This is a genomic window from Mesorhizobium sp. M0195 (assembly GCF_040322115.1).
Taxonomy (GTDB): Bacteria; Pseudomonadota; Alphaproteobacteria; order Rhizobiales; family Rhizobiaceae; genus Mesorhizobium.
The window spans coordinates 115,157-136,651 of record NZ_JAMYSV010000014.1 but is presented as its reverse complement, the minus strand read 5'-3'; the positions used below and the strand labels follow the sequence as shown (position 1 = coordinate 136,651).

Annotated in this window: 23 protein-coding genes; 19 read left to right on the top strand and 4 right to left on the bottom strand. The window is 62.3% G+C overall.

The genetic code is table 11. The annotated features are described in order from the left end of the window. The first annotated feature begins 106 nt into the window (after positions 1-106). The 5 genes from dapA to NKJ12_RS23835 all read left to right on the top strand — a co-directional run bounded on the left by dapA (position 107) and on the right by NKJ12_RS23835 (position 3,349). Positions 107-988 carry a 4-hydroxy-tetrahydrodipicolinate synthase gene (dapA, locus tag NKJ12_RS23855; RefSeq protein ID WP_352705425.1) on the top strand — a complete coding sequence of 294 codons (882 nt, stop codon included), beginning with the start codon at positions 107-109 and terminating at the stop codon, positions 986-988. Positions 989-1,013: 25 nt separating this feature from the next. Further along, a complete protein-coding gene (gene smpB, locus NKJ12_RS23850; RefSeq protein WP_006202221.1) occupies positions 1,014-1,493 on the top strand; it encodes an SsrA-binding protein SmpB in 480 nt (159 codons plus the stop codon). A 102-nt stretch (positions 1,494-1,595) separates the two neighbouring features. After that, on the top strand, positions 1,596-2,324 hold the full coding sequence (locus tag NKJ12_RS23845; RefSeq protein ID WP_352705423.1) for a GH25 family lysozyme: 729 nt from the start codon (positions 1,596-1,598) through the stop codon (positions 2,322-2,324). A gap of 170 nt (positions 2,325-2,494) precedes the next feature. Continuing rightward, positions 2,495-2,722 carry a hypothetical protein gene (locus tag NKJ12_RS23840; RefSeq protein ID WP_352705421.1) on the top strand — a complete coding sequence of 76 codons (228 nt, stop codon included), beginning with the start codon at positions 2,495-2,497 and terminating at the stop codon, positions 2,720-2,722. A gap of 33 nt (positions 2,723-2,755) precedes the next feature. Further along, positions 2,756-3,349, top strand: a complete 594-nt coding sequence (locus NKJ12_RS23835; protein ID WP_352705419.1) for a hypothetical protein — start codon at positions 2,756-2,758, stop codon at positions 3,347-3,349. 30 nt (positions 3,350-3,379) lie between these two features. On the opposite strand, the gene NKJ12_RS23830 is transcribed toward NKJ12_RS23835, so the two are convergent. Next, positions 3,380-4,057 carry a uracil-DNA glycosylase gene (locus tag NKJ12_RS23830; protein ID WP_352705417.1) on the bottom strand — a complete coding sequence of 226 codons (678 nt, stop codon included), beginning with the start codon at positions 4,055-4,057 and terminating at the stop codon, positions 3,380-3,382. Beyond that, a complete protein-coding gene (locus tag NKJ12_RS23825; protein WP_292657898.1) occupies positions 4,054-4,635 on the bottom strand; it encodes a LabA-like NYN domain-containing protein in 582 nt (193 codons plus the stop codon). The genes NKJ12_RS23830 and NKJ12_RS23825 overlap by 4 nt, the downstream gene beginning before the upstream one ends. A 289-nt stretch (positions 4,636-4,924) precedes the next feature. Between NKJ12_RS23825 and rpoZ the strand changes: the two genes are divergently transcribed. From rpoZ to era, 9 genes are all read left to right on the top strand, one after another. Next, positions 4,925-5,326 carry a DNA-directed RNA polymerase subunit omega gene (rpoZ, locus tag NKJ12_RS23820; RefSeq protein ID WP_023677773.1) on the top strand — a complete coding sequence of 134 codons (402 nt, stop codon included), beginning with the start codon at positions 4,925-4,927 and terminating at the stop codon, positions 5,324-5,326. Between the two features lie 111 nt (positions 5,327-5,437). After that, positions 5,438-7,666: a RelA/SpoT family protein gene (locus NKJ12_RS23815; RefSeq protein WP_254820189.1), complete on the top strand. Its 2,229-nt coding sequence runs from the start codon at positions 5,438-5,440 to the stop codon at positions 7,664-7,666. A 128-nt stretch (positions 7,667-7,794) separates the two neighbouring features. Beyond that, positions 7,795-8,373, top strand: coding sequence for an orotate phosphoribosyltransferase (pyrE, locus tag NKJ12_RS23810; protein ID WP_352508499.1), 579 nt, complete (start codon positions 7,795-7,797; stop codon positions 8,371-8,373). A gap of 95 nt (positions 8,374-8,468) precedes the next feature. Further along, positions 8,469-8,849, top strand: coding sequence for a VOC family protein (locus NKJ12_RS23805; RefSeq protein ID WP_352480324.1), 381 nt, complete (start codon positions 8,469-8,471; stop codon positions 8,847-8,849). 231 nt (positions 8,850-9,080) lie between these two features. Continuing rightward, a complete protein-coding gene (locus NKJ12_RS23800) occupies positions 9,081-9,662 on the top strand; it encodes a DUF2062 domain-containing protein (protein ID WP_254820192.1) in 582 nt (193 codons plus the stop codon). Continuing rightward, a complete protein-coding gene (acpS, locus tag NKJ12_RS23795) occupies positions 9,659-10,072 on the top strand; it encodes a holo-ACP synthase (protein ID WP_254820193.1) in 414 nt (137 codons plus the stop codon). The genes NKJ12_RS23800 and acpS overlap by 4 nt, the downstream gene beginning before the upstream one ends. Before the next feature lie 77 nt (positions 10,073-10,149). Then, a complete protein-coding gene (lepB, locus tag NKJ12_RS23790) occupies positions 10,150-10,899 on the top strand; it encodes a signal peptidase I (RefSeq protein WP_352508500.1) in 750 nt (249 codons plus the stop codon). Positions 10,900-10,903: 4 nt separating this feature from the next. Further along, a complete protein-coding gene (rnc, locus tag NKJ12_RS23785) occupies positions 10,904-11,629 on the top strand; it encodes a ribonuclease III (RefSeq protein WP_254820195.1) in 726 nt (241 codons plus the stop codon). Further along, the gene (era, locus tag NKJ12_RS23780; protein ID WP_023677765.1) at positions 11,626-12,552 is read left to right on the top strand and encodes a GTPase Era; all 927 of its coding nucleotides are present in this window, start codon (positions 11,626-11,628) and stop codon (positions 12,550-12,552) included. Before rnc ends, era begins: the two co-directional genes overlap by 4 nt. Before the next feature lie 46 nt (positions 12,553-12,598). Here the strand turns inward: era and NKJ12_RS23775 are convergent, their stop codons facing one another. Continuing rightward, entirely contained in the window at positions 12,599-14,110 is a 1,512-nt protein-coding gene (locus NKJ12_RS23775) for a winged helix-turn-helix domain-containing tetratricopeptide repeat protein (RefSeq protein WP_352705415.1), read from the bottom strand. 107 nt (positions 14,111-14,217) lie between these two features. Beyond that, positions 14,218-15,021: a CPBP family intramembrane glutamic endopeptidase gene (locus NKJ12_RS23770; protein ID WP_352705413.1), complete on the bottom strand. Its 804-nt coding sequence runs from the start codon at positions 15,019-15,021 to the stop codon at positions 14,218-14,220. A gap of 349 nt (positions 15,022-15,370) precedes the next feature. On the opposite strand from NKJ12_RS23770, the gene NKJ12_RS23765 reads away from it, so the two are divergent. The 5 genes from NKJ12_RS23765 to NKJ12_RS23745 all read left to right on the top strand — a co-directional run bounded on the left by NKJ12_RS23765 (position 15,371) and on the right by NKJ12_RS23745 (position 21,469). Continuing rightward, the gene (locus NKJ12_RS23765; protein ID WP_352705411.1) at positions 15,371-16,072 is read left to right on the top strand and encodes an antitoxin Xre/MbcA/ParS-like domain-containing protein; all 702 of its coding nucleotides are present in this window, start codon (positions 15,371-15,373) and stop codon (positions 16,070-16,072) included. 361 nt (positions 16,073-16,433) lie between these two features. After that, positions 16,434-17,603 (top strand): porin, encoded by a 1,170-nt coding sequence (locus tag NKJ12_RS23760; RefSeq protein WP_352705409.1) that lies wholly within the window; start codon positions 16,434-16,436, stop codon positions 17,601-17,603. 128 nt (positions 17,604-17,731) lie between these two features. Next, positions 17,732-18,517: a DNA repair protein RecO gene (gene recO, locus NKJ12_RS23755; protein WP_352705407.1), complete on the top strand. Its 786-nt coding sequence runs from the start codon at positions 17,732-17,734 to the stop codon at positions 18,515-18,517. 6 nt (positions 18,518-18,523) lie between these two features. Further along, on the top strand, positions 18,524-18,685 hold the full coding sequence (locus NKJ12_RS23750) for a hypothetical protein (protein ID WP_352705406.1): 162 nt from the start codon (positions 18,524-18,526) through the stop codon (positions 18,683-18,685). Between the two features lie 84 nt (positions 18,686-18,769). Then, the gene (locus NKJ12_RS23745) at positions 18,770-21,469 is read left to right on the top strand and encodes a DUF2339 domain-containing protein (RefSeq protein WP_352705405.1); all 2,700 of its coding nucleotides are present in this window, start codon (positions 18,770-18,772) and stop codon (positions 21,467-21,469) included. Positions 21,470-21,495 lie beyond the last annotated feature (26 nt).

Here is a 21,495-nt window from a genome sequence, read left to right as displayed (position 1 = left end):
GCGCAATGCTTGCCGCGCAACAATGTCGAGACTATGGTGCGCCGCTTCGCTTTCGGCTAGAAGGCGCGCACGACAAAACCCGAAAGGCCCCAAGGAGTTGGACGACATGCTGAGAGGCTCGCTGACCGCGCTCGTCACACCGTTCGAAAAGAGCGGCCGTTTCGACGAGAAAGCCTTTCGCGCGTTCATAGCCTGGCAGATCGCGGAAGGCACGACGGGCGTGGTCCCGGTCGGCACCACCGGCGAGTCGCCGACGCTGTCGCATGACGAGCACCGCCAAGTCGTCAAGGTTTGCATCGAGGTCGCCAAGGGCCGGGTTCCGGTCGTCGCCGGCGCCGGCTCCAACAACACCGAAGAGGCGGTCGGCCTGGTCCAGTATGCCGAGAAGGCGGGCGCCGACGCGGCCCTTGTCGTGACGCCCTATTACAACAGGCCGACGCAGCGCGGCCTCTATGCGCATTTCGCCGCCGTCGCCAAGGCGACCAGCCTGCCGATCATCATCTACAACATTCCACCGCGCTCGGTGGTCGACATGAGCCCGGAGACGATGGGGCAATTGGTGCACGACTTCAAGAACATCGTCGGCGTCAAGGATGCCACCGGCAAGGTCGAGCGGGTTTCAGAGCAGCGCGCCACCTGCGGCAAGGATTTCATCCAGCTCTCCGGCGAAGACGCCTCGGCACTCGGCTTCAACGCGCATGGCGGTGTCGGTTGCATCTCGGTGACAGCAAATGTCGCGCCCAGGCTCTGCGCCGAATTCCAGAAGGCAACGCTTTCCGGCGACAGCGCCAAGGCGCTCGACCTGCAGGACCGTCTGTTGCCGCTGCACAAGGCGATTTTCATGGAGCCCGGCGTTTCCGGCGCGAAATATGCGCTGTCGAAGCTGGGCAAGGTCGAAAACGTGCTGCGCTCGCCGCTAATGACGGTCGAGCCGTCGACCGCCGAGAAGATCGACGCAGCGATGAAGCACGCCGGCTTGATAAACTAGGGATGAGGCGCCACCTCTCCGCATCATGAATCAAGTCAGAAAAGCCGATCCCAACAACAAGACCGTTGCGGAAAACCGCAAGGCGCGGTTTTCCTATGAGGTGCTCGACACGATCGAGGCCGGCCTGGTGCTGACCGGTACCGAAGTGAAATCGCTTCGCCAGGGCCAGGCCAACATCCAGGACAGCTACGCCTCGGTCGAGGGCGGCGAGATCTGGCTGATCAACTCCTATCTGCCGGAATACCTGCAGGCCAACCGCTTCAACCACGAGCCACGCCGCCGCCGCAAACTCCTGCTCAACAAGCGCGAGATGGCCAAGCTGTCGCAGAGCGTCGACCGCGAAGGCATGACGCTGGTGCCGCTGAAGATCTACTTCAACGACCAGGGCCGTGCCAAGCTGCTGCTCGCCGTTGGCCGCGGCAAGAAGCTGCACGACAAGCGCGAGACCGAAAAGCAGCGCGACTGGTCGCGCGAGAAGGGCCGGCTGCTGAAAGAGCGAGGGTGAGGGGCGGTCCGAAGCGGACGAAAAGCCATGATTTGGCTTTTCGAGCGACGAACGCCCCGAGCATAGCGGCGGGCAGGGCGGACCAATGGGGATAGGTCTCTGTTGAAAAACCGGATCGTCTTGTGGGGTGCTGCCGGTCTGCTCATGGCGGGCCTTATCCTGGCCGGCGGCTATACCTACTTTCAGACGTTTTCTCCGGATCGCGGCAAATATCCGGTCAGGGGCATCGACGTTTCCCACCATCAGCGGCAGATCGACTGGCGGCGTGTTGCCGCCGACGATGTCGCCTTCGCCGTTATCAAGGCAACTGAAGGCGGCGACCATGTCGATGATACCTTCGCGGGCAATTTGCGTGCGGCCCGCGCCGCCGGCCTTGCCGTCGGCGCCTATCACTTTTTCACCTTCTGCAGGCCGGGTGCCGATCAGGCACGCAACTTCATCTCGGTGGTGCCGCGCGATCAGCCTTTGCTGCCGCCGGTGGTAGACATCGAGTTCGGCGGCAATTGCCCGCAGCGGCCAACTCCCGAACAACTGAGCGCCGAACTCTCAGCCTTCCTCGGCCCGGTCGAAGCAGCGTTCGGCAAGACGGCGATACTCTATGTCACCGACGAGGCCGCGCAAGCCTATGCCGGGCAGGTAGCCGGCCGCCCGCGCTGGCTGCGTTCGCTGGCGCTGCGGCCAGGCCATGACGACTGGATTTACTGGCAGTACCACAACCGGGGCCGCGTCGACGGCATCAGCGGCGACGTCGACCTGAATGTTCTCCAAGGCGGGCCGGCGACACTGGCAGCGATGTTTGCCGCAGCGCCTGAAGCGACGGCGTCGGATTGACACTATTCCTGTCCGCCCGAAAGCACCCTCACCGGCCCGAAGACAGAACGACGAAGCCTTGACAAATACGGCTATTCGATAGCGTCTCAGTTTTGAGTTCAGCTTACGACCGTTTTGCAGACTTCATCGGCGGAGATACGCTAGCTTGGCCGCATACTTTGGATTAGCCAATGACCGCAGAACCAAAAAAATCTTGGATAGTCGCAAGCGACGTAGCCGACCGGGACGGAATCGGCGTCGAGCTTTGGATTGAAGGCGACCAAGTGTTGGAGATCTTCCGTGACGACACAAGGCGAACCCGAGAGGTAACTCTGTATCGGAAGGATATTCCTTTGGAGTTAGTCGAGGAGGCGATTGCGAGGTTCAAAGGTGAGATTTCATGGGATTTTGTAGATTGATCAATCGCGCCCGATTCATTGTTTCCCTAAAAGTTGAACGTCACCGTCCCGCCTTTCATGCTTCCACCAACTATTCGTATCGCAGGTGGCGCTGTGCTAACTACATTTGATGCCGGAGCGCCCTTCATCAACCATGACAGCAACGCCCCACCTGCTGCGGCGGACGGCGGCGACCCCCGCCTGGCATTTGTCTACGCGGAGGCGGTGCGTGGCCAACACCAGCAGGGCGTGGTTGAAAGTCTCAATACGCGCGCTGGAAATCTGATTTTCGCAACTGCGTTCGCGAGTTCTCTCCTTGGAGGCAGGGCGCTCCTGGATGGCGTGGGGCCTTGGAACTGGCTGGCGCTGACATTGCTTTTTCTTATCGGCCTGCTGGTCGCGATTATGGTGTGGCCGTATTATAACTATACGTTCCGTTTCGATCCAGAGAAGCTGCTCCACGACGTCGTCGATCAGCACCCTCCCGCAACCCTGGACGGGATGCACCGAGCGCTTGCGCTGCGCATCAAATCCGACATGGCCAGCAATTGGCGGATCATCCAACGCTTGCGCGTCGCGCTGCAGCTTGCACTGTTTCTGTGGTTGCTGGATCTCCTAGCCTGGTTGTTCGCGATTGCCCGAATCTAGGGCTCGTGCCCTGGCGGGCGTCGTCCGACTCTATGTCTTCAGAAAAACTTCAACCTGACTGAAGACGTCGACGAACATCGCTTCCGTCAACACGCCGGTATTGGTGTTGTAGCGCGAGCAATGATAGCTGGAAAACAGCGTGATGCCATTGGCCTGCTGCTGCCCACCATGCCGGAACGGATAGGCGGCAACGCGTTGGCCGAGCGCCCGCACGGTCGACTGGTGCGCGATCGAGCCCAGTGCCAGCACAGCGCGCAGATTTGGAAACCGCGCGATCGTCGGCACCAGGAAGGTCCGGCAGGTCGCTATCTCGGCGCCAACCGGCTTGTTATCCGGCGGCACGCAGCGCACCGCATTGGTAATCGCCGTACCGACAAGCTCCAGCCCGTCATCTGGTCGCGCTTTGAATTCGCCGCGCGCAAAGCCGTGCGCGATCAGCGTGTTGTAGAGCAGGTCGCCGGCAAAATCGCCGGTGAAGGGGCGCCCCGTCCGGTTCGCCCCGCGCAGGCCAGGCGCCAGGCCGACGATCAGCAAGCGCACCGCGTCCTCGCCTTCCGGCGGCAAAAAGGTCGGCACCGGCGCGTTGAACCAGGACGGCTCGCGCCGCCGCCACTCGGCGATAAAGTCGTGCAGCCGCGGGCAGAGCGGGCAATCGCGATCGGGTTCGGGCGAGACGACTAGGGGCGCGGTCAAGGCAACGACCGTCAATAGTCTTCCTCGTCGACTTCGGCCGGTTCGGGCCGACGCACCGGCCGCTCCGACGGATCGCGGCCGACTTCGTTCTTGAGTGTCATCAGGTCAATGAAATGGTCGGCCTGGCGGCGCAGATCGTCGGAGATCATCGGCGGCTGCGAAGCCATCGTCGAGACGATCGACACCTTGCGCCCGCGCCGCTGCAGCGCCTCGACCAGCGTACGGAAATCGCCGTCGCCTGAGAAGATGACATAATGGTCGACGACATCGGCAAGCTCCAGCGCATCGACGGTCAGCTCGATATCCATATTGCCCTTGATCTTGCGCCGGCCGGTCGAGTCGGTGAATTCCTTGGCCGGCTTGGTCACCACCTTGAAGCCGTTATAATCGAGCCAGTCGATCAGCGGACGTATCGAGGAGTATTCCTGATCCTCGACCAGCGCGGTGTAGTAATAGGCGCGCAGCAGATAGCCGCGTTTCTGGAAGCTCGACAAAAGTTTGCGGTAGTCGATGTCAAAGCCCAGCGCGCGCGAGGTGGCGTAGAGATTTGCACCGTCGATAAAGAGAGCGATTTTTTCACGAGGATCGAACATGGAAAATGTCCTTTTTCGAAATAAGCGGTCGTCTAAATGCGTCGCGACTACCGGCCAGTCTGATACCGGTCTGATAATAGACCTGTTGGCCTTCATTGTTCGAGATAACGCCAGTTTTACGGCAATCCAAGGCGCCATGCCGCACTGCAAGCAATTGTGATCGGCGCTGTGTCGTCGTAGGCGGCCCGCGTCAGAGCTGCGCACCGCCATAAAAGCTTGTATTTTGGCGGCGTTCGGGTTATGGACCGCGCCTGTTTTCCATTAAATCCAGGCATGAAAGGGGCAACTCATGGCCCGCGTAACCGTTGAAGATTGCATCGACAAGGTCGACAACCGCTTCGAGCTGGTGCTCCTGGCCGGCCACCGCGCCCGTCAGATCAGCCAGGGCGCGCAGATCACCGTACCGCGCGACAACGACAAGAACCCGGTCGTTGCGCTCCGCGAAATCGCCGAAGAGACGCTGTCGCCGGACGACCTCAAGGAAGATCTCATCCATTCGCTGCAGAAGCATGTCGAGGTCGATGAGCCGGAAGCCGATGGCGAGGCGATTGCCGACCAGACCGGCAGCGCCGTTGCGGCCACCGATGCCGACGACGCCGAGGACAACGTCACCTTCGATCGCATGACCGAAGAAGACCTGTTGGCCGGCATCGAAGGTCTGGTGCCGCCGGAAAAAAGCGACGATTATTGATCTTAGCGACAACTGCCGACACTTTCGCGTCGGCGGTTTCGTGGCTATCTATGACATGCGCCGTACGCCAGTGCGGCGCATGATTCATTTCAGCATTGCGAGATCCTGCCCATGATGCGTCAGTACGAGCTTGTCGAGCGCGTCCAGCGCTACAAGCCTGACGTCAACGAGGCGCTGCTCAACAAGGCCTATGTCTACGCCATGCAGAAGCATGGCCACCAGAAGCGCGCTTCCGGCGATCCCTATTTCTCGCATCCGCTCGAAGTCGCCGCCATCCTCACCGAAATGCACATGGACGAGGCGACAATCGCCGTTGCCTTGCTGCATGACACGATCGAGGACACCACGGCGACTAGGGCCGAGATCGACGAATTGTTCGGCCCGGAAATGGGCAAGCTGGTCGAAGGCTTGACCAAGCTGAAGAAGCTCGACCTCGTCTCCAAAAAGGCCGAGCAGGCGGAGAACCTGCGCAAGCTGTTGCTGGCGATCTCGGAAGACGTTCGCGTGCTGCTGGTCAAGCTCGCCGACCGCTTGCACAACATGCGCACGCTCGACCATGTGCCGGAAGCCAAGCGCCTGCGCATCGCCGAGGAAACGATGGACATCTATGCGCCGCTGGCCGGGCGCATGGGCATGCAAGGCATGCGCGAGGAGCTCGAGGAGATCGCCTTCCGCTTCATCAATCCGGAAGCCTACCGCGCCGTCACCGCACGGCTCGCCGAAATCTTCGAGCGCAACAAGGGTGTGCTGTCCGAGATCGAGAAGGCGCTCTCCACGCTGTTCGACAAATATTCGATCAAGGCCGAGGTCAAGAGCCGGCAGAAGAAGCCGTGGTCGGTGTTCCGCAAGATGGAAGCCAAGGCGTTGTCGTTCGAGCAGCTGTCCGACATCTTCGGCTTTCGCGTCGTCGTCGATACCGTCGAGGACTGCTACCGGGCGCTCGGCGCCATCCACACCACCTGGTCGATGGTGCCCGGCCGCTTCAAGGACTACATCTCCACGCCGAAGCAGAACGACTACCGCTCGATCCACACCACCATCGTCGGCCCGTCGCGCCAGCGCGTCGAATTGCAGATCCGCACCTACCAGATGAACAAGATCGCCGAATACGGCGTCGCCGCTCATTCGATCTATAAGGATACCGGCGGCAAGATGAATGGTGCCGCCCATGCGATCTCGAAGGAAACCAATGCCTATGCCTGGCTGCGGCGCACCATCGAGCAGCTTGCCGAAGGCGACAACCCCGAGGACTTCCTCGAAAACACCAAGCTGGAACTGTTCCAGGACCAGGTGTTCTGCTTTACGCCGAAGGGCATGCTGATCGCGCTGCCGCGCGGCGCCACGCCGATCGACTTTGCCTATGCCGTCCACACCGATGTCGGCGACACTTGCGTCGGCGCCAAGGTCAATGGCCGCATCATGCCGCTGATGACGGAGCTGAAGAACGGCGACGAGGTTGAGATCATCCGCTCGAAGGCGCAGGTGCCGCCTGCGGCATGGGAATCGGTGGTGGTTACCGGCAAGGCGCGGTCGGCCATCCGCCGCGCCACCAAGAACGCTATTCGGAAGCAATATTCAGGTCTCGGTATCCGCATTCTGGAGCGCGCCTTCGAACGGTCCGGCAAGACCTTCACCAAGGAAAGCCTGAAGCCGGTGCTGCACCGCCTCGCGCGCAAGGACATCGAGGATGTGCTGGCCGCGGTCGGCCGAGGCGAAGTTGCCTCCACCGATGTCATGAAGGCGGTGTTTCCCGACTACAAGGACGAGCGCGTCACGCTGGTCGCGCCCAAGCAGCGCGAGGAGGGCTGGTCGAAGATCCGCAATGCCGCCGGCATGCTGTTCCAGATTCCGGGCCGCGCCGCGCGCAAGGATAAAAACCAGCCGCGCGACGATGCGGTGCCGATCCGCGGTGTGCGCGGCGATTTGCCGGTGCGCTTCGCGCCGGAAGGGGCAGTGCCAGGCGATCGCATCGTCGGCATCGTGCAGCCGGGAACCGGTATCACCATCTATCCGATCCAGTCGCCGGCGTTGCAGGCCTTTGACGACCAGCCCGAGCGCTGGATCGACGTGCGCTGGGATATTGACGAGCGCACCAAGGAGCGGTTCCCGGCGCGCGTCTCGGTCACCGCCATCAACGCGCCGGGTTCGCTAGCCGACATTGCGCAAGTCGTCGCATCCAACGATGCCAACATCCACACTTTGTCGATGGTGCGCACCGCGCCCGATTTCACCGAAATGCTGATCGATCTCGAAGTGTGGGACCTCAAGCACTTGAACAGGCTGCTGTCGCAGCTAAAGGACAATTCGAGCGTCAGCGACGCGCGACGCGTGAATGGGTGAATAGTGAATAGTGAATAGTGAATAGTGAATAGTGAATAGTGAATAGTGAATAGTGAATAGTGAAAGAGAGTGCACTCACTACTCACTACAATTCACCATTCACATTCACCATGGGCATGGAGTGAAAGATGAACACCGACGAAGTGCTGGGCATTTTCCGCGAGGCCGGCGCCGTTCTTGAAGGGCATTTCATCCTGACGTCCGGCCTGCGCAGCCCGGTCTTCCTGCAGAAGGCGCGCGTTTTCATGCATGCCGACAAGACCGAGCGCTTGTGCAAGGCGCTCGCCGAAAAGATCCGCACTGGCGTGCCCGGCAGGATCGACTACGTCGTCGGCCCGGCGATCGGCGGGCTGATCCCGGCCTATGAGACCTCGCGCCATCTTGGTGTGCCGGCGATCTGGGTCGAGCGGGAAGGGGGCGAATTCAGGCTGCGCCGCTTCGAGATCGCCAAGGGATCGCGCGTCGTCATTGTCGAGGACATCGTCACCACCGGCCTGTCGATCCGCGAGACCATCGACTGTCTGCGCGCACTTGGCGCCGATGTCGTTGCCGCTGCGTGCATCATTGACCGCTCGGCCGGCAAGACCGATGTCGGCGTGCCGCTGATCGCGCTCGCCGAATACGAGGTTCCGGCCTATCCGGCCGACAGGCTGCCGCCCGAGCTTGCCGCCCTACCGGCGATCAAGCCGGGCAGCCGCAATATCTAATGCATGTCGCCCAAAGCTTATCCTCGGGCTTGAACCGAGCATGTGCAGCGGTTTTGGGACAAAGAAATGCATAAAACAAGTCAAGAGGCGCTGCCGTGATTGCTGGTATCGACCATTTCGTGCTGACGGTTCGCTCCGTTGAAGACACCTGCGCCTTCTATCAGCGCGTGCTTGGCTTCAAGCGCCTCGACGAGCCGGACCGGCCGACGGCGCTGCTGTTTGGAACGCAAAAGATCAATGTGCATGAGGTCGGGCACACCTTCGAGCCGAAGGCCAAGGCGCCGACCCCGGGCTCCGGAGATTTCTGCTTGATTGCCGCCCGTCCGCTCGCCGAGATATGTGCCAACCTCGCCGCCAATGGCGTGGTGATAGAGGTCGGCCCGGTCGAGCGTGCCGGCGCTCGTGGCGCGATGATGTCCGTCTATTTTCGTGACCCGGACGGCAATCTCGTCGAGGTCAGCGAATATCGACCCTAAGTGGCCCTCCTTAAATTCGCCGCGATCATGCCCTGTTCAGAACGGCGATACCCAAGGCTGGCGCGACCGGCCACCGAGCGGATGCCCTCGGCCTCGTTGTTCTTCGGCCAGCGCATCGCTATATCAAAGTCGTAGTTGCTTTTCGGCGACCGCAGAGCGCAGCATGGGGCTGTCGCGCCCGGCTGGAGAAGCCGGCGTGAAGCTATTGACGGAACTAGGAACAGGAACAGAGTGCTTTTTCGACGGCGCAAGCCTGATGGTTTCTTAGAGCGGGTGCGTACTTATTTGTGGCCGCGCCGCTCGTTCTCGCGCTCGCTGCGGTATTTTTCCAAGCGCATCCTGCGGCTTAGAGCCACGCCGCATGCCGTGGCCGCCGGTGTTGCGGCGGGCGTATTCGCGTCGTTTTTCCCGCTTGGCTTCCACTTCATCATTGCCGCCATCCTGTGCTGGCTGATCGCCGGCAATCTGGTTGCCGCAGCACTCGGCACGGTCTTCGGCAACCCCCTTACCTTTCCGCTGCTATGGGCCGCCTCCTGGGAGGTCGGCAAGCTGATCCTGCATGAACACCTGCCGGCACACGGACCGCCTGCCCATCTCGGCGACATGCTGCACAATCTTTCCTTTGCGCAATTGTGGGGACCGGTGCTGAAGCCGATGACGGTTGGCGCAATACCGCTCGGCCTGGTTTTCGGGCTGCTGTTTTACGGCATCACCCGCTGGGGCATGGTCACTTTCCAGGAGCAGCGCCGCAAGCGTCTGGCCGAAAGAGCGGCAAAGGCTGGAAAAACCGGGCCGGAAGTTCCCGCCGAATGATTATCGGTATCGGCAGCGATCTCATCGACATCAGACGCATCGAGAAGTCGTTGGAACGTCACGGTCAGCGCTTCATCCAACGCATCTACACCGAGATCGAACAGGCGCGCTCCGAAAACCGCGCGGCGCGTGCGGCCTCCTACGCCAAGCGTTTCGCCGCCAAGGAGGCCTGCGCCAAGGCGTTGGGCACCGGTCTTGCACAGGGTGTGTTCTGGCGTGACATGGGGGTCGTCAACCTGGCCAGCGGCAAGCCGACCATGGCGCTCACCAACGGGGCGGCAGCGCGGCTGGACGAAATCCTGCCTGAAAGGCACCGAGCCGTGATCCACCTCACCATAACCGATGATTTTCCGCTCGCTCAAGCCTTTGTGATCATTGAAGCGTTGCCGGTCGAAGAAGCGCCACATTGATTGCATCTGACCACCGGCATGACGTTGCCCAGCGCGCGCCGAGACTCTATACCATCCAACGCACAATCGAGGACGACATGAGCGTGGCTGAAAAAACCCAGAAGAAATCCGGTGGACTTGGCGAAACCGTCAGCGTCATCGTCCAGGCCCTGCTGCTTGCGTTGGTCATCCGCACGCTCCTGTTCCAGCCGTTCTCGATCCCGTCCGGGTCGATGCGGCCGACTTTGCTCGAAGGCGACTATCTCTTCGTCACCAAGTGGTCCTACGGCTTCTCCCGCTATTCGCTGCCGTTCGGGCCGAACATCTTTTCGGGCCGCATCTGGGGCTCCGAGCCGAAGCGCGGCGACGTGGTGGTGTTCAAGTTTCCGCCGGATCCTTCTGTCGATTATATCAAGCGCGTCGTCGGCCTGCCGGGCGACAAGATCCAGGTCAAGGATGGCCAGCTCTTCATCAACGACGTGGGCGTGCCGCGCGTCAAAGTCGGGCAGATCGACAACCGCGACATCACCGAGGAGAACGGGCCGGTCGATGTCTATCGCGAGACGCTGCCGAACGGCGTCAGCTACGACACGCTCGACCTGACGCAGGCTTCGATCGGCGACAATACCAAAGAGTTCAAGGTGCCGCCCGGTCACTATTTCATGATGGGCGACAATCGCGACAACTCGTCGGACAGCCGCTTCACCGTCGGCTTCGTGCCGGACGAGAATTTGGTCGGCCGCGCCAACCTCATTTTCTTCTCGATCGGCGGCAGCGCCAGCCCGCTCGAAATCTGGAAATGGCCGTCGCAGATGCGCGCCTCGCGCCTGTTTCATTTCGTCAATTAGGACCATGGCGGCGACGAAACGGCTGACCGCCGATGCGCTCGCCGAGGCGCTCAAGGAGCGCACCGGCCACAGTTTTGGCGACCACCAGCGCCTGCAGCGGGCGCTGACCCATGCCAGCGCTCGCGGCAGTCATGCCGGCGTCGACTACGAACGTTTCGAATTCCTGGGCGACCGCGTTCTCGGCCTTGTCGTTGCCGATATGCTGCTGGCGGCATTTCCCGACGCTGCCGAGGGTGAGCTGTCGCTCAGACTGAACGCCCTGGTCAACGCCGAGGCCCTGGCGGAAATCGCCGATGAGATCGGCCTGCCGGAACTCATTCGCGCCGGTTCGGACGTACGCGGCCTCGATGGGCGCAAGCGCGTCAATCTGCGCGCCGATGCACTGGAATCGCTGATCGCCGTGCTCTATCTCGACGGCGGGTTGGAAGCGGCCCGTGCCTTTATCCACAGATACTGGCAGCCGCGCTCGCAAGCCATTGACGCCGCCCGTCGCGATGCGAAAACCGAACTCCAGGAATGGGCGCATCAGGCGGCAAGCGCAGTGCCGGTTTACATAATCGACAGCCGCGAGGGACCGGACCACGATCCGCTGTTCACCGTCAGTGTGAAGGTCGGCGCCTATCCGCCGGCGACCGGTAGCGGGCGCTCCAAGCGCGAAGCGGAGCAGGCTGCGGCCGCGGCACTTCTGCAGCGGGAAGGCGTCTGGCTCGATCAAGGGAGTGCCGCATGACCGCCACCGAAGCTCCCGCAACAGAAGCGCCCGCTACCCGCTCCGGCTTCGTCGCGCTGATTGGCGCGCCCAATGCGGGGAAATCGACGCTGGTCAACCAATTGGTCGGCGCCAAGGTGTCGATCGTGACACACAAGGTGCAGACCACGCGCGCCATCGTGCGCGGCATTGCCACCCACAACAACGCGCAAATCGTTTTCGTCGACACGCCGGGCATATTCAAGCCGAAGCGCCGGCTGGACACCGCGATGGTGACCACAGCCTGGGGCGGTGCCAAGGACGCCGATATCGTGCTGCTCTTGATCGATGCCGAGCGCGGCATCCGGGGCGATGCAGATGCCATCCTCGAGCGGCTGAAGGATGTCCGGCAGCCGATGGTGTTGATCCTCAACAAGGTCGATCGGGTCAAGCACGAGACGTTGCTTGCATTGTCGGCGGCAGCCAACGAAAGGGTGCCGTTCAAGCGCACCTTCATGGTTTCGGCGCTGACGGGGTCCGGCTGCAAGGACCTGCTCGACTATCTCGCCGAGACCCTGCCGGCCGGACCCTGGTACTACCCTGAAGACCAGATCTCCGACCTTCCGATGCGCCAGCTCGCAGCCGAGATCACCCGCGAAAAGCTCTATCTCAGGCTGCATCAGGAACTGCCTTATTCCTCCCACATCGAGACAGAGAAATGGGAAGAGAAGAAGGACGGGTCGGTGCGCATCGACCAGACAATCTATGTCGAGCGCGACAGCCAGAAGAAGATCGTGCTCGGCCATAAGGGCGAGACGATCCGCGCCATCGGCCAGGCCGCGCGCATGGAAATCGCAGGCATCCTCGAGCAGAAGGTGCATCTCTTCCTGTTCGTCAAGGTGCGCGAGAACTGGGGCGACGATCCCGAGCGCTACCGCGAGATGGGGCTCGAATTTCCGCACTGAGCTATCCAAAGATTTGGCCGATCGGTCGAGCTGTCTCTTGGTCGTCTCAAGATTCTGAGCGGTCCCCAAGTGCCAACGACACGCCGTTGGCAAGATGCTCGGCGTCGGACGCGTTTTCGAACGGGATGCCCGTTCTTGTATAGTCGAGCGGTGAGAAATCGGAGCCGTCGGCGTTGATCAGCGCAGCCTGGCGCCTTGCCGCTTGCATGTCGCCGAACTGAGCGTAACAGGCGGCAAGCCGGGTGCGGATCCACGGCGTCGGTCGCGTCGCCAGCTCCAGCGCCTCGGCAGCCGTGCGGTATTCGCCCAGCATGTATAGCGCGAGCGCGCGATCGTACTGATACCAATGAGGATGCAGCGGGTTGATGCGGATGGCGCGCGCCAGCCAGGCGAGCGCGTCGAGCGGCCGGCCACGCATCGTCAACAGATGCCCCATCTGCTCGATACAGTCTGCGTCGCCCGGATTGAGCTCGAGCGCGATGCGCAAATGATGCTCGGCCGCCTCGTGGTCGCGCATATTGAGCCGCACCAGCGACTGGATGCGGTGTGCCGTTGCCTGGTCCGGCGACAATGCGATGCCCCGGTCGGCCAGGTCGCGGGCCTTCGTCAGCACGGCGTCGCTGCTCGGTCCGAATTCGCTGTTAAGCACATGCGACAGCGCCAGATAGGTGTAGGCGAGGCCATAGGCCGGGTCCCTGACGATAGCAGCCTCGAAAAACGCTGCTGCTTGTTTCAGTTCGCTTTGCGCCGGATCGCGCAGCAAGGCGACGCCGCGCAGCACCAGTTCATGGGCGGCGAGGCTGGCTACCGGCTGCCGCGAGGCACGTTGCAGGCCGGCATTGTTCACCCGAACCACCAGCCGGCCGACGATCTTTTCGACGATCTCCTGCTGGATGGCGGACAGCCCGGCGTAATCGGCCTGGTAGCGATCGCCCCAGAGCTGGGAAGCGCTGGCTGCGTCAACGAGATTGACCGCACAGACGATGCTGTCTGCCTGCCGCCGCACCGAGCCCTCGACGACATAGTCGGCGCCGATGCACGAACGCACGACAGGCCATTCGCCAGGCGAATAGGACGCAAACGAGAAGCTCGAGTTGCGCGCCAGCACCGTCAACGTGCCGAAGCGGGCGAGGCCATTGATAATGTCTTCGGCAATACCATCGACGATCGGTTCGTCGGCCGGATCGGCGCCGTCATTGCGGAATCTGAGCACCGCCACGATCGGCTGGGCGCCGGGTTCGGGCACCGGCTCGATTTCAGGGATCAGCATGTAGCCGCGCTTCGATACGGTCCGTATCGTTTCCTCGCCGAGCACCTTGCGGATCTCGCGAATCGACTGCGTCAGCGAATCCTCGGTGACGAAAACACCCGGCCAGACCGCATCCATCAATTCCGACTTCGGCACCACGCGGCCGATGTGGCGGGCGAGATGCGTCAGCAATGCGTAGGCTTTCGGCCGCAGGAAGGCCGGCTGTTCGGCCCGTCTGAGCGTACCTTTGCCCAGATCGAGCGTGAAACCGCCAAACTGAAAAACCTGGTCAGTGGCCGAACCCGCCATCGAAACGGCCCGCTCCCTGAAGCCGTGCCTGTATTGGCCTACGGCTGGAGGGCTGGGTCAAGGTCTGTCGCCGCCGAAAGCGGCGCTTTGGATTTGGACGCCGCAAATTAGACGGCGCCAGCAAGGGCGGGCTGCGTTGCCGGCCTGCGGACGAAGCTCTCGGTGCCGTAGACGGCAACGATCGCGATCGCAGCCACCGCCCAGATCGCAACACCGATCCATTGCTGCTGCACATGGTCGGCGTCGATGAACGCCTTGCCCAGGAAGCGCACGCTGTTCTGATGGGTGACATGCATCAGAATGGCGAGAAGCACACTGCCGGTGTTCTGGTAGAGCCAGGTGAACACCACTGCCGCCAGCACGACGTTGATCGTGCCGTAGAGGCTGAGATCGCCGACCAGGCCGAGCGGAAAATGCCAGATCGCCCAGATCGCGCCGAGGATCAGGCTTCCGGCCAGCGCCGAATGCTTGGTCAACAGACGCGGTGTCGCAAAGCCGCGCCATCCCGGCTCTTCGCCAAGCGGGCCGCTGAAGACCGCATAGAGCGCGATGATCGGCAGTATCTCAGTGACGGCTGGAATGTTGCCCCAGGCCGGCGTCGCCGAGCCGAACAGCGGATTGACCAGGATCGAGGCAAGCTGCGTGCCCAATGGCAGGCTGAATGCCACCAGATACCATAGCGGAGATACCCGCCACTTCACCATGGAAGCGAGAATGGCCTTGACCGAAGCCCAGCCTCCGGAAAGGGCGGCGATGACGAATCCGGACACCATCGGGCCGAAGGTAAACCAGGGAATGCTATCGCCATTCGACAGGTAGAATGGGATGAAGGCAAACCAGGTCAGGGCAAGCGCCAACGAAAAGAAGGCAGCCAACTGATGCTGCCGCACCAGGCGCAGGAAAGAAGTCATGTCGGGCCTCTCACGGGCAGATGACAATGGGAGGTCGCCGGGCTGCCCAATCGGTCGATTTGCCTCTTGAACAGCCGGCCGAATCATTCCGGGAGGCTATGCGCCGACCACCTCGGTCGACCCGTTTCTTATTGGCACCGGCGCTACGCGAAATCCTGAGCGGGTTCTGAGAAATTTCCGATATTTCATGCAGAACCGGCCGGTCAGACCGGTTGGAACGCCTGCCGACACTGCGGTCGTCCAGCGTTCCCGTTCGTCGTCTCTCCGTCATACACCCTGCCTATAGGCTGTGCGAAGACCCCCGCTTCCGAGCAAACCGGAACCGGCAGGCAAACAGCCAGATCAGGACATGACCGGGACTTGGAATAGCATCGACCCCATCCGTCAGATCGAGTTTGCAAACGCCGTCGCTGTTGAGATCGAGCGCGTGCTGGCGCGGCAAGGCAAGGTGACGAACAGCGATGCGGTCGTTGCAGCGGGCAGGGTCGCCGGCGCCGTTGCCGCCGCCGTCGCTTTGCTTGCGCCGGCCGACATCAGTGCGATCGACACCATGCAGGAAAGATTACCCGGCATGGCGTCGCGTTTCGTGCGGATATTGGCGGCCGAAGCTGCGGAGCGCAGTGCCCGAACGCGTCTGTCGAGCGCGCATAGAGGCCAAAGGACGGACGTCCAGCCGGCTGGAAGCGGCGACCTCGACGCGATGCGGGTCGAGGACTGGGCCGGTCGGGTCGCCGGGTCGACGTTCCTGCAGCAAAATCTCGGCATATCGCGTTCGACCCTGCATCGCTGGCAGCGGAGCGGCACGGTCGTTGCGTTGCGCACCGGTGGCCGCAAACATGTATTTCCTTTGGCGCAGTTCGTCGACGGCAGGCCCGCGCCGGGTATCAAGGAGGTGTCGTCCGCGATGCCCGATCTGCGGCGTGCCTGGGCGTGGCTGATCGGCCCCGCGCCTGGCCTCGCCGGACGTACTCCCATTGAAATGCTCAAGCATGATCTGGTGGCGGAAGTCGTTCTTGCCGCACAGAACGCAGCGATGGCGAAGTTGGCTTGATCTCGCTGCCAAACGTTAGAAGTCTACTCCGAAAAAGAACACGTAAAAGGAATGTATGTCGGATTCCGATCGGTTTGCCGGCTAACGGCATAAGTATATTTTTCGTACAATTGTGACAATGTCTCGTTTGTGCCGAGGGAAAACGTGAAGAAAATATGAAGTGATATTTGTGCAACATTGATTTATTCTGTTATGCAAATATCGATTATTTTTGGAATCGTCATTGAGACTGGAATTCGGATGAGTATGTTCGCCGCCTGAAGAGGGGGTGCGGTGCGCGCCTTTTTCGACGTGGGTGAGGCGTTCAGCCGTTCAACCCATGAATCCAAGCCATTTTAACTTTGACTGGAGAGGTCAGAAAATGAATATCAAGAGCCTTCTTCTCGGCTCAGCCGCGGCATTCGTCGCGGTCTCCGGCGCGCGCGCCGCCGACGCTGTTGTGGTCGCCGAGCCGGAACCGGCAGAATACGTCAAGATTTGCGACGTCTACGGCGCCGGCTACTTCTATATCCCGGGCACCGAGACCTGCCTGCGCATCGGCGGCTATGTCCGCTATGATATCGGCGTCGGCGATGCCGGCTCGCTCGATGGCGTCAACCATGTCCCTGACCATCAAGGCGACGACACTCATTCGACCTACTACAAGAACGCCCGCTTTACGCTGAAGACCTGGACCGGTCAGGAGACTGAGCTCGGTACGCTTAAGACCTACACCGAGACCCGCTTCAACTTCGGCAACAGCAGCGGCGACTACCTTAATCAAAAAGCCTCCAATGCCAACGACTGGCAGGGCCGCAACAAGTCTCTTTCGCTGCGTTACGCCTGGATTCAGCTCGGCGGCCTGCGTGTCGGCAAGGACGATACGGCTTTCGATACGTTCATCGGTTATGCCGGCGCCGTCATCCAGGATACGCTGATTCCGTATGGCGGCCAGGAGAGCAACGTCGTTCAGTATTACTTCGACGCGGGCAACGGCTTCTCGGGGTTGGTCTCGCTCGAAGAAGGCGCCGGCAGCGTCGGCACCATCGACAGCTATATTCCGCATGTCGTCGGCGGCTTGAAGTACAAGGGCGACTGGGGTGCGATCACCGGCGTCGTCGCTTATGACAGCAATTACGAGGAAGTGGCCGGCAAAGTTCGTTTGGACGTAAAGGCCACCGACGAACTGTCGCTGTTCATCATGGGTGGTTACGGCACGGACGACAACCTCAACGACAATGCAGGCAACGCCATTGATGCGAGCGGTCGTGGCTTCTACAAGCAGTGGGGCGGCAATTGGGCAGTCTGGGGCGGCGGCACCTACAAGTTCAACGAAAAGACTTCGTTCAACGCCCAGGTCTCTTACGACGACTGGAAGAACCTCGGCATCGCCGCTAACGTTGCTCATACCGTTGTGCCCGGCTTTACGGTCACGGCTGAAGTCGATTACCTCAATGCTGGAAAGTTCGAAGACGCAGACTTCAACAACTGGACCAAGGCCAACAAGAAGAGCAGCGTCGGCGGCATTCTCCGCTTCCAGCGCTCGTTCTGATCAGCTGAAGATTTGACAGGCGGCCCGCGGTGCAAATGCTGCGGGCCGTTCTGTTTTCTGGCAGGACGATTCGGGCATCTGACGACCTAATCTTGATTTCGCCATCCAACCGGTGACAAGCTCTCGTCATGGAATGGCGCGACGAAGGAATCATTCTGGGCACCCGCAAGCATGGCGAAACCAGCGCCATTCTCGAGGTGATGACGCGCGTGCATGGCCGCCATCTCGGCCTCGTGCGCGGCGGCCGTTCGCGCAAACAGCAGCCGGTCTTGCAGCCCGGCAATCGCGTCGACCTGTTGTGGCGGGCGCGGCTCGACGAGCATCTCGGTACCTTCCAGGTCGAGGCGATCGAGATGAACGCCGCCCGGCTGATGGACAGCGCCGTTGCCGTCTACGGCCTGCAGACGATGGCCGCGCATTTGCGTCTTCTGCCCGAGCGTGACGCCCATGGCGGCCTTTACGAGACGCTTGCAGTGATGATCGCTCATCTCGCCGATGCCGATGCCGCAGGCGAGCTGGTGGCCCGCTTCGAGCTGCTGGTCCTCGACGAACTCGGTTTCGGCCTCGATCTCAGCCAGTGTGCGGCGACCGGCACCAGGCAGGATCTTGCCTATGTCTCGCCGAAATCCGGCCGCGCCGTGTCGCGCGCGGCGGGCGCGCCGTGGCGCGACAAGATGCTGGCGCTGCCGGCCTTCCTGCAGCGCGGCTCTGGGCTGCGCGCCGATCCGGCGGCGATCGAGGACGCCTTCCGGCTGACCGGCTTCTTTTTGACCCGCCATGTCTACGAACCGCGCGGCATCGAGCCTCCCGGCGCCCGCGCCGGGTTTCTCGCCGCCTTGCGCAGGCATCACTCACCCGGCCATGAATCCGGCAAGGCGAGCGCCGCAGAAACCGCCGGGGAGACCACCAGATGAGCGACGTTGAAACCTTATCCCGGCAACGTTTCGCCGCTCGGCCTTGGCACAAAGGGCGGCACGCTGGCGGTTTCGGAAGCGGCGCTGAAGGATGTCAACGGCAAGCTGCTGGCTTTCGGCACTGAAACATGCTCGATCTGTCCGGCGGCCAATCTGGTGGCACGTTGAATGGACCGGCCGTTTGGCCGCCGCATTTGAATGTCACTGAACATTGAATGTCAGTGACAACTGGCCTGGTTTGGGGGAACCGCCATGTTTGAAAGCCTGATTGGCCTCGTCGCCATCATCGCGCTGTTCGTCATCATTTCACGCCAGCAGAGCCGTATCGGCCTGATCGAGCGCGAGCTTGGCGCCTTGCGCAGCCTTGTGCTTTCGGGCATGCCTGCGCTGCCGCTGCAAGCCAAAGAACCGGCAGCAAACGACAGCAAACCGGCGGATGCCGCAATACCGCTTGCGGCCGCAGCCGACCTGGCATCGCCAGGGACCGCAGCGGTCGCATCAGCCACAGAGGCCGAGGCCGATACCGCGGCGCCATCCGCGCCGGAGTCGGCGCTACCGGCGGCCGCGGCGAAGCCAGCTCGCCAGTCCGACGTCGAAACGGCTCTCGGTACTCGCTGGGCGGTCTGGGTCGGCGGCATCGCGCTGGCGCTGGGCGGCCTGTTCCTGATCCGCTACACCATCGAGGCCGGCATTTTCGGGCCGCGCGTGCGGCTCGCCATGGCGGCGGCACTCGGGCTGGTGCTGGTCGCCGGCGGCGAGTTCATCCGGCGCACCGGCTTCAGGGTGCCGGTGCAAGGTGCCGCCGGTGCCTATATCCCGGCAATCCTGACGGCCGCCGGCGCTTTCATCCTGTTCGGTACCGTCTACGCCGCGTACAGCATTTACGGCTTCATCGGCCCGACGCTCGCTTTCACGCTGCTCGGCGCCATCGGGGTGGCGACGATCGCGGCAAGCCTGGTCCACGGTCAGGCGCTGGCCGGCGTCGGCCTGCTCGGTGCCATGGTGACGCCGCTGCTGGTCGCCTCGCAGGCGCCCAATCCGTGGGCGCTGTTCGGCTATCTGGCGATCGTGCTCGTCGCCACCGGCGTCATCGCCCGTATCCGCGACTGGAGGCCTTTGATGGCCGCTGCCTTCGTCGCCACCGGCATCTGGACCATCTTCTACATGACCGAAGCGCCGGGGACGAACCTTTCCGTCATCCTTTTTATCGACGGGGTGACACTGGCCGTGCTCGCCTTCGTCTGGCTTGGCCGCCGCGACGAAGCGGTCGCCGGCAGCGGCTTCGATTGGCCGTCGATCGCGCCGGGCTTCTTCGTCGGGCTTTCGGCGCTGGCCCTGTTCGTCGATCCGGCCTTCGCCGCCATCCGCGGTGCATTGCCGGGTGCCGCCCTTGTCGCAGCCCTGGTGGCGGTGGCGCTCTATCGGCCGCGGGCGTTGGCACTGCTGCACGCCGCCGGGCTGGCGACTGTACTGGTCTATCTCGGCATCATTCCGCCGACCACGATCGCTTCCGATTTTTCGGGCGGCGCTCTTGGCGTCGACGGCATGCCGGTTGTGGCGTCCGATGCCTTGATGCTCAGGGTCGGCATCGTTCTCGGCCTGGTCTTCATCGGCCTCGGCTTTTGGGCAGCGCGCCGTTTTGCGGCCCATGGCTGGCTGCGCGCCGCCACGTGGGCGGCCTGGAGCGCTGTCGCGCCACTGGTCATCCTGCTGGCGCTCTGGTCTACCTTCGGCAATCTGGACCGTGACCTTGCTTATGCGCCGGTCGCAGCCGTATTGGTCGGGGTCTTCGCCGCCGGCGGCGAATGGATAGCACGCGGCGAAGCGCCGCCGCTGACCGGCGGCGCTGCCGTCTCGTTCGCGCTCGGCGGCGCGGCGATTGCCGGCCTGCTGATGCTGCACATGGCCTTTGGTTCCGGCTGGACAACCATCCTGCTCGGAGCAGCCGCCGCCGTGCCGGCGCTGGCGACGCGCTGGCGTAGCTATCCGGTGCTTGGCTGGATTTCCGTTGGTGCGGTGATTGCAGTGCTTGGTCGCGCTGCCTTCGACCCGACCATCGTCGGTGCCGAGTTCCTGTCGAAGACGCCGGTGTTCAATTGGCTGCTGCTTGGATATGGCGTGCCGGCGCTCGCTTTCGGCTTTGCCGCCTGGCAGCTTGCCCGAACTACCAATGACCGACCGCGCCTTGCCATGGAGGCCGGCGCCGCGCTGTTTTGCCTGCTCACCGTCGCCATGCTGGTGCGCCATGCCATGCATGGCGGCGTCATCGATACGGCTGCTGCGACGCTGGCCGAACAGGCGATCTACACGCTGATCGCCATCGGTGCCGGCGCCATCCTGGTCGCTATCGACATGCGCTCGCCAAGTCCGGTGCTGCGTTACGGCTCGATTGCAGCGGGCGTGGTCTCGGTCGCCTTCATCGTCCTCCAGCATTTTCTGGCGCTGAACCCGTTGCTGACGGATGAATCGACGGGCAGCATTCCGGTGTTCAACCTTCTGTTCCTCGCCTACCTCTTGCCGGCGGTCGCGGCAGGCGCACTGGCACTCTATTCCCGTCACAAGCGGCCGCAATGGTATGCGGCGATGCTGGCGGTGGTGGCGGCGGTGCTCGCTTTTGCCTATGCCACGCTGTCGGTCAGGCGCCTGTTCAAGGGTGAGTTCATCGGACTGTGGAGCGGTCTCGGCCAGCTTGAGACCTATACTTATTCGGCACTGTGGCTGGTCATCGGCGTGGTGCTGCTCACCGCCGGTGTCTGGCTGAAGTCCCAGGTGCTGCGTATAGCGTCGGCGGCGCTGATCTCGATCGCCGTGCTCAAAGTCTTCGTCTTCGACATGTCGGAGCTGGAAGGGGTGTTACGGGCGCTGTCCTTCATCGGCCTCGGCGCGGTGCTCATCGGCATCGGCCTGTTCTATCAGCGTTTGCTGACAAGGGCGGCGAGAGAGGTAAATTAGGTCGTCCACTGCAAGAAGGTCCAGCC